Source organism: Intrasporangium sp., from assembly GCF_032907665.1.
Lineage (GTDB): Bacteria > Actinomycetota > Actinomycetes > Actinomycetales > Dermatophilaceae > Intrasporangium.
Map to the genome: position 1 here is coordinate 1 of NZ_JAJJPG010000110.1, position 12,047 is coordinate 12,047.

A 12,047-nucleotide genomic window follows, 5' to 3' on the forward strand; every position below is an offset into this window, starting at 1 on the left:
GGGCTCATGTCAGGCTCACCTGCGCCCTCTTGACGTGGATGTCGCCGCTTCCGGACTGGACCATCAGGCTGGCGCGGGCCTCGGCGTCACCGGGCCCCTCGGACTGCTCGAGGTCGACGTCGACATCGCCGGTGACCGTGTTGAGGTCGAGATAGGCGGCGACGCCGTTCGCGACGCCGATCACGACGTCGCCGGTGCCCGTGCGCGCCTTGACGGTGCCCCCATGCACACCGTCGAGCCGGACGTCGCCGGTGCCTGTCATGAGGTCGAGGTCGGCGACCGACGTCTTGATCGTGACGTCGCCGGAGCCGGTCTTCGCCTTGACCTCGGCCTCGGCCCGGCGGATGGCGACGTCGCCGCTGCCGGACACGATGTCGACGCGGTCGCCCGCCTGGCCGATGGCAACGTCACCCGAGCCCGTCTTGAGCCGGGCCTCGCCCCGGACGACCTGGGCCGCGATGTCACCCGAGCCGGACTTGAGGTTGGCTGCGCCCAGCTCGTGGAAGCCGATGTCGCCCGCGCCGGTCGCCGCGCGAACGTCGGCGAAGAGGCCGGTGCCGTGGATGTCGCCTGAGCCCGTGCGGGTGTCGACGGTGCTCGAGGACGGCAGCGACACCTCGACGTCGACGGATCCCTTGAAGGCCAGGCCGAAGAGGCCCTCCTTCTTCGGCGCGAGGACGACGACGTCGTTGCCCCGCGCCTCGACGGTGAAGCGCTGCGCGAGCTCCTCGCCCCCGCGGCCGTGTGGCTTGAGGCGAACGGTGGTCGTCGGGTCGTCAGTGGCGGTGAGGGTCACGTCGCCGACGAGCTGCTCGACCTTGAGGCTGATCGGTCCGGTCGTCTCGAAGTGGTTCTCGAAGTTGGTCATGTTGGATCCCCTTGGTGTCTGGTCGTCTTCCCGGGCCGCATCAGCGCACCCAGCCCTGCACTCGCTTGTTGGAGGAGCGGTTTCGGCCAGGAGCGCCAGGGCCCGCGCCCTGCTGGCCACCGATGTTGATGGTGAGGCCCGGCATCGCCGCGAGGCGCACGGCGTTGACGATCCACGTGTTGAGGGACTGGCCGCGGCCGGCGGCGAGCTCCTCGGCACGCGCCTTGAGCGCGTCGGGGATCCGCAGGGTGATGCGGGCCGTCTCGGCGCCCTCCTCGTCAGCCGGCAGGGCAGCCGTGTCGTCGGTCCGGATCTGCGTCGTGTCGTCTGCCTGCACCGACGGGCCCGAACCGACGACGACGAAGACCGGCTCGCGGCCCTGGAGTCGCACCTCGACGGAGATGCCGTCGAGCTCGTTGGTGATCTCGGCAGCGGCATGGGACAGGGCGTCCATGAGGGCGAGCCGGACGCTCGAATCGAGCGCGACCCCGAGTCGCGATGCGGCCTGCTCCGTCTCGGGACCCATCGCCGCGGCCGCCCGGGCGAGGTCCTGACGCAGTGCGTCGACGTACTCCGTGATGTCCATGCGCATCACTATGACACCGTAATGATGTCACGTCAATGCCTTTGCGATGTCCTCATGCCACCACCAGGCGAACCCCGGTGCAGGGATGGTGCCGGACCCCCGCACGGAACCCGCCGGGGACGACCCGAGCCAGAAGCGAGCACAGCGGCATACGGCACGGCATTTCCGCGGAAGCGCCTGCCCGGGTTTGAATGAGCGCACCACGGAGAACTCCGCGCATGGACGCGGCCTGCCTCGAGGAGCGACATGCGCAGTCTCGCCACATCGGACCGGACGTCCGTGCGCGCAGTGTCGCGAGCGGTCGCCCTCGCGACCAGCCGGTCGCGCGCCCGCGAGCTCGTGCGGATCTTCCATCGGATGGGGGCCGACCCCGCCTCGATCGCGCCCGCGGTCCGCCACTCGCCCAACTTCCGGGGACGCCGGTTCGAGGGCGACGAGCCCTCGCTGCGGCCGCGCCTGCGGGCGCAGACGAGCGCGCTGCTCGCCGCGATCCGCGTCCACGGCCGGGGCCGGCCCGTCGGCGAGGTGCCCGTGGTCCGGCCCGAGCCCCCGGATCAGCCGGGCGAGCTCGCGGTCACATGGTACGGCCACGCCACGACGGTGCTCGAGCTGGACGGGGCACGGTTGCTCATCGACCCGGTCTTCGGCGAGCGCGTCTCCCCGTCACCGCGCCTCGGGCCGCGCCGGCTCCACCCCGTGCCCGGCCCCATCGAGGAGCTGCCGACGGTCGATGTCGTCCTCGTCTCGCACGACCACTACGACCATCTCGACGAGCCGTCCATCGCCACGCTCGAGCGCACGCACCGGCCGCACTACGTCGTCCCCCTCGGGGTGGACCTCCACCTGCGGGCGTGGGGTGTGCCCCAGGAGCGGATCACGTCGCTCGACTGGCGGGAGTCGACCGAGGTGGCCGGGGTGCGGCTCACCTGCACGGAGGCGCGCCACAACTCCGGCCGCGGCCTGGTCGACAGCCAGACGCTCTGGGCCGGCTGGGCGGTCCACGGGCCCCGGCACTCCGCCTTCTACTCGGGCGACTCGGGCACCTCGAAGCGGTTCGCCCAGATCGGCGCCGACCTCGGCCCCTTCGACCTCACGCTGCTGCCCATCGGCGCCTATGACCCGTTCTGGCCGGATCTCCACCTCGAGCCCGAGCAGGCCGTCGCCGCGCACCGCGACGTCAACCGGATCGGGAGTGCGCGCGAGGCGGTCACGGCCGACGAGGCGGGCGCTGCCGACGAGTTCATCGAGGGCGACCAGCGCATCGACACCCCGGGGGGCGCCCACGAGGAGGGCGAGGCGACGTCGACCGGCCGGGAGGCCCCGACGGCAGCGCGCACGTCGGTCCTGCTGCCCGTGCACTGGGCCACCTTCAACCTCGCCATGCACTGGTGGGCCGAGCCGATGCGCAGGGTGCGGCGCGCCGCCGCCGAAGCCGGCGTTCCCGTGGTCTCACCCCGTCTCGGTGAGCGCGTCGACGTCACCGAGGCCGAGCCGGACGTCCTGGCCGCCACGTACGCCGAGCCGTGGTGGCACGCGCCCTCGGCGCCCGAGGACCATGACTGACCGGGGCCTGCGCCACCGGCTGGCGACGGCGAAGTCGGCGGCCGCGGGCTCCGTGCGCAGGCTTGCCCTCCTCCGCCGTATCGGTGCCTCCACAGCGTCCCTCCGGGCTCGTGCGACGGCCTCTCCGAACTATCGAGACGGGCAGTTCCAGTCCCCCGAACCGACCCATTGGGTTGCGGCGCCCGAGGGCGAGGGACTGGGACACCCCGCCGTGGCCGCCTACCGGGCGCGGGGCCGTGGCCGCCCGGTGGGCACCGTCCCCGTCGTGCGACCGTCGTGGCCGGACACCACGGAAGGGCTCGCCGTCACGTGGCTCGGCCACGCGACGAGCCTCGTCGAAGTCGATGGCCGACGCTTCCTGCTCGATCCCGTCTTCGGCGAACGGGTCTCACCGTCCAGCCGGGTCGGACCGCGCCGCCTGCATCCGGCTCCGTGCCGCGTGGCGGACCTGCCGCCGCTCGACGCGGTGGTCATCAGCCACGACCACTACGACCACCTCGACGAGCCGACCATCGGCGAGCTCGAGCGGGCCCACCAGCCGCGCTACGTCGTGCCCATCGGCGTCGACGCGCACCTGCTGACCTGGGGTGTCCCCGCGGAGCGGATCACCGCGCTCGACTGGCGTGGGACGACGACGGTCGACGGGGTCGTGCTCACCTGCACGGAGGCTCGGCACTTCTCCGGGCGCGGCTACGTCCGCAACCAGACCCTCTGGGCGGGCTGGGCGCTCCGCGGGCCTCGGCACGCGGTCTGGTTCGCGGGGGACTCGGGTCCGACCCACTGCTTCGAGGACATCGGCCGGGACCTCGGACCCTTCGACCTCACCCTCGTGCCGATCGGTGCCTACAGCGAGCACTGGCCCGACATCCACCTCGACCCGGAGCAGGCCGTTCGCGCGCACCTCGACGTCAACCGGGGTGACGGCGGCACGTCGGTCCTCCTCCCCGTCCACTGGGCCACCTTCAACCTGGCCATGCACTGGTGGAGCGAGCCGGCCCGCTGGGTGCGGCGCAGCGCTGCGGAGCACGGGGTGAGCCTCGTCCTTCCGCGCCCCGGCACCCGCGTCGCCCTGCCCGACGAGGCAGCCCGGGATGCTGCCACCTCCCACGAGGACGCGTGGTGGGAGTCGTGCGCGGCCCCCGAGGACCACGACTGAGCTCGTGCCGTATGCCGTTGAGCCGGCTCCCCGACGCCGGGCTCACTCGGTGCCCTCTGCCTCGTCGAATGTAAGCTTCGCGCCACCTCGGTGGTCCGACCCGACCTGCCACTCGCCTCAGGAGAGGCGGTCAGGAGGCGGCAGGCAGGAGCAGGGCGAAGGTGGTGTCACCGGGGCGGCTCGACATCTCGACCCGCCCCCCGTGGGCACGCGTCACGGCGGCGACGATCGACAGGCCCAGCCCGGTGCTGCCTCCGGCGCGGTTGCGCGCGTTGTCCCCTCGGGCGAAGCGCTCGAAGACGTTGGGCTGGAGCGACTCAGGGATGCCGGGCCCGTCGTCGTGGACGGCGATCCGGACCAGCGCGCCCTCAGGGCGCACCGACGTGGTGACGTGGGTCCCGGGTGGCGTGTGGGTCCGGGCGTTGGCGAGGAGGTTGGCGATGACCTGGTGCAGGCGTGCGGTGTCGCCGCGCACCTCGACCGGCTCGGGGGGCAGGTCGAGGTCCCACCGGTGGTCGGGTGCGGCCGCATGGGCGTCGCTGACGGCGTTGACCACGAGCATCGACACGTCGACGGGCTCGGATCCCAGGGGGCGACCGGCATCGAGCCGGGCCAGGAGGAGCAGGTCCTCGACGAGCGAGCCCATGCGTCCGGCCTCGGACTCGATGCGACCCATCGCGTGGCTGACCGAGTCCGAGAGGTCGTCCGGCTCCCGGCGCGAGAGCTCGGCATAGCCCTTGATCGACGCGAGCGGCGTGCGCAGCTCGTGAGAGGCGTCCGCGACGAACTGCCGGACCCGCTGCTCGCTGCGGTGTCGTGCGTTGAGGGCCTCGTCGACGTGGTCGAGCATCTCGTTGAAGGCGGCGCCGACCTGCCCCACCTCGGTCCGGGTGTCGGTGTCGGGCGGCGCCACTCGGTCGGCCAGGGCAACCTGGCCGATGTGGAGCGGCATCCGGGAGACCCTCGTGGCCGTGTCGGCGACCCGGCGGAGCGGCTCGAGGTTGCGGCGCACGATCCAGGTCCCCAGCCCACCGACGAGCAGGACCCCGGCGGCCACGCTCGAGGCGGCGATGAGCGCCATCCGCGCGATCGTGGCGTCGGTCGGCGCCATCGAGACACCGACGACGATCGTTGCCGGGAAGACCTCGCTGCCCGATCGCAGGGTCACCTGCTCGGCCATCAGCCGGAAGCGACCGAGGTCGCCGCCCAGGTCGACCGTCTCCCCCGTGCGCCCGAGGTCGACCCCCCTGACGCTGGCGAGCGCGTCGCCGTCGAGCCTCGTGTTGCCCTCAGCGGAGACGACCCACCCGACCGCGGCGTCGGGGGTGTACTGGACGATGAGGCTGTCCGCGCCGGGGCCTGCCTGCCGGTCGGCCATGCTCGTCAGCCTCGGGGCGATGAGGGTGGCGCGCAGCTGGTCGTCGACCTGGGCGACGAGGTGCTGGTTGAGGGCGGCGATGGTGAAGGCTGCCGTCGCGACGCTGAGGACGGCGAAGAGGGCCAGCATCGATGCCATGAGCTTGGCCCGGAGCGTCCACGATGACACCGGCCGGATGCGGCTGCGGGCCTGCCCCCAGAGGAGACGGGCCCGCTCACTCGGGGAGGTCGCGTCAGACGGCCGGTCTGAGGACATAACCGGCACCTCGCATCGTGTGGATCATCGGTTCCCGGCCGGCGTCGATCTTCTTGCGGAGGTAGGAGATGTAGAGCTCGACGACGTTGGCCTGGCCACCGAAGTCGTAGTTCCAGACCCGGTCGAGGATCTGGGCCTTGGACAGCACCCGCCGGGGGTTGCGCATGAGGTAACGGAGCAGCTCGAACTCGGTCGCCGTGAGGTGGATCTCCTCTCCTCCGCGGTAGACCTCATGGCTGTCCTCGTCGAGGGTCAGGTCGCCGACGACGAGCACGGACTCGGAGGAGGTCACGGCCATCGTCGTGCGCCGCATCAGCGCCCGGACCCGCGCCACCACCTCCTCCAGCGAGAAGGGCTTGGTCACGTAGTCGTCCCCTCCGGCCGTCAACCCGGAGACGCGGTCCTCGACGGCGTCCTTGGCCGTGAGGAAGAGCACGGGCACGGTGGGGTTGTCGGCGCGCATCCGGCGCAGCACCTCGAGCCCGTCGAAGTCGGGGAGCATCATGTCGAGCACCACCGCGTCCGGGTCGAAGTCCCGGGCCGCGCGCACGGCCTCCATCCCCGTGCCCGCCGAGCGGACCTCCCACCCCTCGTAGCGCAGGGCCATGCCGAGCAGCTCGGTGAGGTTGGCCTCGTCGTCGACCACGAGGACGCGGACGGGCGAGCCGTCGAGGCGCTGTAACCTGGCCGCCGGCGTCTTGCTGTGGTTGCTCATGGATCCATGGAACCCGGCCGGCCTGTGCCTTGGCCAGTGCCATTCTGTGTGATTCCTGTGCGGCTGCTGTCGATGACCGGCCCCGGCCGAGTCCGACCGAGCCTTCGGCAGGGCTGCATGACAGCGGTGGTCGTCGGTGTCAGGATCGTGCCGTGACCCCACCGATCCCGGACGAGCTGCTCACCGACGACGAAGACGACCACGACGAGCCACACGACGAGACCATGGCCGCTCGGCTCAACTGGCTGCGTGCCGCGGTCCTCGGCGCCAACGACGGCATCGTGTCCACCGCCGGCGTCGTGGTCGGGGTGGCGGGGGCGACGAGCGACAAGGCCGCGATCATGATCGCCGGGATCGCCGCACTCGTCGCAGGCGCGATCTCGATGGCCGCCGGGGAGTACGTCTCGGTGAGCACCCAGCGCGACTCCGAGCGCTCCATGCTCCGGCTCGAGCGCCGCGAGCTGCGGGAGGACCCCGAGGGCGAGCTCGAGGAGCTGACCCAGCTCTACCAGGTCAAGGGAATCAGCCGGCCGCTCGCCGAGCAGGTGGCTCGGGAGCTCACCGACCACGACGCGCTCGGGGCCCACGCCGAGGCGGAGCTCGGTATCGACCCCGACGACCTGACCAACCCGTGGCACGCCGCCTGGGCCTCGATGGTCGCCTTCACCGTGGGCGCGCTCCTCCCGCTGCTGACGATCACGTTCAGCCCGGCCAACCTGCGGACCTGGGTCACCGTATTCAGCGTCACCCTCGCCCTCGCCCTCACCGGTTGGACGAGCGCGCGATTCGGGCGCAGCCCTCGCCCGCGCGCCATGGCTCGCACCGTGACGGGTGGTGTGCTGGCGATGGGGGTCACCTACCTCATCGGCGCCCTCGTCGGCACCGGCCTCGGCTGATCCGGCCCCCGGTTCACCGCCAGGTCCGAGAGGACGCCCGCATACGGTAAACTCGACCTGTCCTAGAGCGTGGACGTCGGCACGGACTCCCGGCCACTCGGCCCCGACCGCAGCAGTCGCTGAGGTTGACGCCACGCACGTGGGGGCTCGGGTCGCAAGCACCCGAAGAGTCGGACCATCCGCACGACCTCCCGCCACGGGGGTCGAGCCCGCTGGGACGGCCTGCACTTCGCATCACCAGGAGGAAGATGCCCACGCGAGTCCGTCACCGGTCCGCCGCCAGCTCCGGCAGTGCGTCCGGTGCCGCTGGTGCCTCCCGTGCCGCCAATCGGTCAGCCCACCGCGAGGACGACCCCGCCCCGATCATCCCCATCCTCGCCCGTCGGGTGCGCGAGGTGGAGGCTCGGGTCGCCTCGAAGGGGCGAGCAACCCCGACCAACCGGACCAAGTTCCAGGTCGTCGCCCTGCTCATGCGGGCCGAGCGAGCCCGCGTCAAGGACGACGCGTCCCTCCCGCCCGGGACCCGCGCCGACCTGCTCAAGCGGCTCGACGGCATCGCCGGGATCCTCGCCCAGATCGCCGCTCGGGACACCAGCCTGCTGGCCCTGCTCGACCCGGCTGCCAAGCCCGGACCAGCCGCGCAGCAGATGCGACGTGACTGGCTCCTCGAGTCCGGCGCGGAGCTGGCCGCCGAGGACCTGGAGATCACCCGCGCGGAACCGGTCACCTCCTTCGTGCCGCCCGAGCTCGCCGCCAAGCAGGTGACGCCGCAGTCCGTGCCGGCGCGGGCCCGGGCCAACCCGTTCCTCGCCCCCGACCTGTCCGCGGTGCACCGGCAGGAGTACGTCGGCCGCCTGTCCGGCTGGGAGCTGCTCGGCCCCCTCTACCGCGCCTTCGAGCAGGGCTCCGGCGGGGAGGCTGCGACGATGGCGTTGCCGCCGAAGCCGCGGATCGACCGCTTCTCGCCGCCGGGCTCGCAGCTCATGGTCCACCAGATCCGCCTCCTCAGAGCAGTCCAGGAGGGCCACCGCACGTTCCTGCTCGCCGACGAGCCGGGTCTCGGCAAGACCGCGCAGTCGGTCCTGGCCGCGTCGGTGGCCGACGCCTACCCGATGCTCGCCGTCGTGCCCAACGTCGTGAAGATCAACTGGGCCCGTGAGGTCGAGCACTGGACGCCGCAGCGGCGGGTCACCGTCATCCACGGCGACGGCGAGGACGTCGACGCCTTCGCGGACGTCTTCGTGGTCAACTACGCGATCCTGGACCGCCACTTCGGCTGGTTGTCGACGTTCGGCTTCCGATCGATGGTCGTCGACGAGGCACACTTCATCAAGAACCTCCAGTCGCAGCGATCACAGCAGGTGCTGGCCCTCGCCGACCGGCTCCGCGCGACGACCCCGGGCGGCAACCCGCTCCTCATGGCCCTGACCGGGACCCCCCTCATCAACGACGTCAAGGACTTCGACGCCATCTGGAGGTTCCTCGGCTGGATCAAGGACGGCAAGCCGGTGTCCGACATCGTCAGGCGCCTCGACGAGACCGGGTACACGCCGATGGACCGGCAGTTCTACCCCGAGGCGCGGCAGGCGGTCATCGACATGGGGATCGTCCGCCGACGCAAGGTCGACGTCGCCAGTGACCTGCCGGACAAGCGGATCGCCGACATCACCGTCGAGCTCGACGACGAGGTCGGTCGCTCGGTCGAGCGGGCCGAACGAGCCCTCGGCGAGCGCCTGGCCCGCCGTTACCGCGCCCAGCTGGCCGATGGCCACGGGCACGAGGTCGACGGCGAGCCTGATGTGGCCCTGATGCGTCGGGTCGCGATGGCCGAGCTCAAGGCGCCCTCGGGCGAGGGCTCGGGCGAGAACGTCTTCACGCTCGTGCGCCGCATCGGGCAGGCGAAGGCCGCGCTCGCGGCCGACTACGCCGCGCAGCTGTCCCACTCGGTGGGCAAGGTCGTCTTCTTCGCCAAGCACATCGACGTCATGGACCAGGCCGAGCAGGTCCTGGCCGAAGCGGGTCTGCGCACGGTCTCGATCCGCGGCGACCAGTCCGCCAAGCAGCGCCAGGAGGCCGTCGACGCCTTCCAGAAGGACCCGGAGGTCTCGGTCGCCGTCTGCTCGCTCCTCGCCGCCGGTGTGGGCGTCAACCTCCATGCCTCGTCCAACGTCGTGCTCGCCGAGCTCTCGTGGACGGCTGCCGAGCAGCAGCAGGCGATCGACCGGGTGCACCGGATCGGCCAGGACGAGCCGGTCACCGCGTGGCGGATCCTCGCGGCCGGCACCGTCGACGCCCGGATCGCGGAGCTCATCGACTCGAAGCAGGGGCTCGCGGCCCGCGCCCTCGACGGCAGCGACGTCGAGATCGCGAGCACCGACACCGTCCAGCTCGATGCCCTCGTGGCGCTCCTGCACCGGGCGCTCACCACGTAGGCCGGCGAGCACACGCGCGCATCGATCAGTCCGGCGTCTGGGTGGACTCCCGCCGCGTCTTCTCGGGGCGCTCGGTGCGCTCGTCCGACTCCTCGAGGATCGCCGCGGCCTGCGCCTCGGCGTCGTCGCTGCCCGCGGCCTGCTCCTCCGGCAGAAGCTCGGCGCGCTGGGCGATCGCGGACTCGTCGGTCTGCTCACTCACCCCTCGACGGTAGCAAGACGGACGCAGTGGGTAGGAACTTTCCGCACCCACGCTCGAGGCGGTCGAGGTCGGGTAGCGAGCCCAGCGGCATACGGCCGTAGGGTGCGAAGGGATGAGCGACAACCGAGGGAGCGTTGGATGACGTCGACGCGCGCCCTGCGAAGCGGCGCGGCCGGGGCACTCGGCGCGCTCGTCCTGCTGGGCGCCTGCCAGACCGCAGACCCGAGGAGCCCGAGCGGCGCAGGCACCCGGGATACAGCGACCGGGACCACGACGACCGCGCACACGACCACCCGGGCCTCGACGCCAAGCCCGTCGACGCCCGCGATGCCCACGTCGCCGGCGGCGCCGCTCGCGGAGCTCCCCCGCGGCGGTCGGGTCCTCTTCCCCCACTACCGGCTCGTCGGCTACGCCGGTGCCCCCGGCTCCCCAGCACTGGGCCGGCTCGGTGTGGGCGACCTCGACGACCGCGTGCGCGAGCTGGAGAAGCGTGCAGCACGTTTCGGGGCCGGTCGCACACCCCAGCCCGTCCTCGAGCTGCTCGCCACCGTGGTGCAGGGCTCCCCCGGGCGCGACGGGAAGTGGCGCACTCGACTGTCCGACAAGGCGATCCGCCAGCATCTCAACGCCGCGCGTCGCCATCGCGCCATCCTCCTGCTCGGCATCCAGCCCGGACGAGCGAGCTTCCTCGACGAGGTCAAGGCCTATGAGAAGTGGCTTCGGCAACCGGACGTCGGGCTGGCCCTCGACCCGGAGTGGGCCATGAAGCCGGGGCAGGTCCCGATGCGCGTCTTCGGCCACACGACGGGTCGCGAGATCAACGAGGTGACCGCGTGGATGGCCACGCTCGTGAAGCGCCACCGACTGCCCGAGAAGGCCGTCGTCGTCCACGAGTTGGCCCCCAACATCATCCGCGGCGAGGAGGTCATCAAGGCGCGCCAGGGCGTGGCCCTCATCAAGTCGGTCGACGGCATCGGCGACCGGGCCATGAAGGAGGAGACCTGGCGCAAGCTCACCACGTCCCTGCCGAAGGGCATGCGGGCAGGATTCAAGCTCTTCTTCGAGGAGGACCGGGCGTTCGGACCGTTGATGACGCCAGCGCAGGTGCTCGCCCTCGATCCGACCGTCGACTACGTCCTCTACGAGTAGGCGCGAGCGCGGCCGGACGACCCTTTGCCCTTCGCGACCAGGCCGGCAGGACAGCGGCGCTACGCCACCAGCGACCCGGCGAAGATCTGCCAGGCGAGAGCGGACTTCGCGACCAGGCTGAGCACCAGGTAGGCCTTCTCACCGAAGGCGTAGTCGCGCCATGGACCGACCTGCCGGTACTGCAGCCACTGGTTGAGCGCGAAGCTGTTGAAGAACACGAAGAGCGAGACGAAGATGCCGATGACGAAGCCCGGGACCTGGTCGGCAGCCACGACGTTGTAGGCGATCGCCACCCACGGCGTCGCGCCGGCGACGCAGCCGAACCAGAACGGCTTCATCGTGACGGTCGACCGCCCGGGCGGGTTGGCCGACTCCTGCAGCCACCCGAACAGGATCATGGCGACGTTGGCTCCGGCGATCCCGATGAGGGCCGAGATCCCGTCGATGCCGGTGTACAGCGCGATGAGCAGCACCATGAGGGTCGCGCTGAAGGAGTACTCCACCCAGCGGAATCGGTTGATCCCGGCGCGGAGGTCGGCGTCGTAGGTGCGCCGCAGGACCGTCGCCGTGAGCAGGTGGTCCAGAGCCGCCAGGGCCAGGAATACGGCGACCGCGGCCCCGACGGGCACGTCGAAGACGGCCTCCGGCGACCCGGTGGCCGAACCCGGGGGGCCGGTCGGCAGCGACTGGGTCACGGTGACGGCGAAGTCCGTCGCCAGCACGAGGATCGCCACCGCCTGCGCGAGGTGCAGCAGGGTGAGGGCGACGTTCCAGCGGCGCAGGGATCCCAGCGCCCGGTCGTCGACCCCGGTCGCTGTCTGTTCGGTTGTCATGCCTCCATCATGCC

At 71.7% G+C, this 12,047-nt stretch carries 11 protein-coding genes; 5 read left to right on the top strand and 6 right to left on the bottom strand.

What is annotated here, in order from left to right; genetic code table 11:
- Positions 1–4: 4 nt before the first annotated feature.
- Together LOY02_RS14620 and LOY02_RS14625 are read right to left on the bottom strand one after the other, a co-directional pair.
- On the bottom strand, positions 5–868 hold the full coding sequence (locus LOY02_RS14620; protein WP_317183096.1) for a DUF4097 family beta strand repeat-containing protein: 864 nt from the start codon (positions 866–868) through the stop codon (positions 5–7).
- 40 nt (positions 869–908) lie between these two features.
- Complete coding sequence (locus LOY02_RS14625) at positions 909–1,454, bottom strand: toxin-antitoxin system HicB family antitoxin (RefSeq protein ID WP_317183097.1); 546 nt, start codon at positions 1,452–1,454, stop codon at positions 909–911.
- A 246-nt stretch (positions 1,455–1,700) separates the two neighbouring features.
- On the opposite strand from LOY02_RS14625, the gene LOY02_RS14630 reads away from it, so the two are divergent.
- Both LOY02_RS14630 and LOY02_RS14635 read left to right on the top strand, forming a co-directional pair.
- On the top strand, positions 1,701–3,017 hold the full coding sequence (locus tag LOY02_RS14630; protein ID WP_317183098.1) for an MBL fold metallo-hydrolase: 1,317 nt from the start codon (positions 1,701–1,703) through the stop codon (positions 3,015–3,017).
- Positions 3,010–4,173, top strand: coding sequence for an MBL fold metallo-hydrolase (locus LOY02_RS14635; RefSeq protein ID WP_317183099.1), 1,164 nt, complete (start codon positions 3,010–3,012; stop codon positions 4,171–4,173). Before LOY02_RS14630 ends, LOY02_RS14635 begins: the two co-directional genes overlap by 8 nt.
- A 130-nt stretch (positions 4,174–4,303) precedes the next feature.
- Here the strand turns inward: LOY02_RS14635 and LOY02_RS14640 are convergent, their stop codons facing one another.
- A complete protein-coding gene (locus LOY02_RS14640) occupies positions 4,304–5,719 on the bottom strand; it encodes a HAMP domain-containing sensor histidine kinase (RefSeq protein ID WP_317183100.1) in 1,416 nt (471 codons plus the stop codon).
- A gap of 64 nt (positions 5,720–5,783) precedes the next feature.
- A complete protein-coding gene (locus LOY02_RS14645) occupies positions 5,784–6,521 on the bottom strand; it encodes a response regulator transcription factor (RefSeq protein WP_317183101.1) in 738 nt (245 codons plus the stop codon).
- A 224-nt stretch (positions 6,522–6,745) separates the two neighbouring features.
- Here LOY02_RS14645 and LOY02_RS14650 point away from each other — a divergent pair, with 224 nt between their 5' ends.
- Both LOY02_RS14650 and LOY02_RS14655 read left to right on the top strand, forming a co-directional pair.
- On the top strand, positions 6,746–7,417 hold the full coding sequence (locus tag LOY02_RS14650; protein WP_317183106.1) for a VIT family protein: 672 nt from the start codon (positions 6,746–6,748) through the stop codon (positions 7,415–7,417).
- 248 nt (positions 7,418–7,665) lie between these two features.
- On the top strand, positions 7,666–9,849 hold the full coding sequence (locus LOY02_RS14655; protein ID WP_317183102.1) for a DEAD/DEAH box helicase: 2,184 nt from the start codon (positions 7,666–7,668) through the stop codon (positions 9,847–9,849).
- Between the two features lie 25 nt (positions 9,850–9,874).
- On the opposite strand, the gene LOY02_RS14660 is transcribed toward LOY02_RS14655, so the two are convergent.
- On the bottom strand, positions 9,875–10,051 hold the full coding sequence (locus LOY02_RS14660; protein WP_317183103.1) for a hypothetical protein: 177 nt from the start codon (positions 10,049–10,051) through the stop codon (positions 9,875–9,877).
- Positions 10,052–10,189: 138 nt separating this feature from the next.
- On the opposite strand from LOY02_RS14660, the gene LOY02_RS14665 reads away from it, so the two are divergent.
- Entirely contained in the window at positions 10,190–11,200 is a 1,011-nt protein-coding gene (locus tag LOY02_RS14665) for a hypothetical protein (RefSeq protein ID WP_317183104.1), read from the top strand.
- Between the two features lie 59 nt (positions 11,201–11,259).
- On the opposite strand, the gene heR is transcribed toward LOY02_RS14665, so the two are convergent.
- Positions 11,260–12,033, bottom strand: a complete 774-nt coding sequence (gene heR / locus LOY02_RS14670) for a heliorhodopsin HeR (RefSeq protein ID WP_317183105.1) — start codon at positions 12,031–12,033, stop codon at positions 11,260–11,262.
- Between the last annotated feature and the right edge of the window lie 14 nt (positions 12,034–12,047).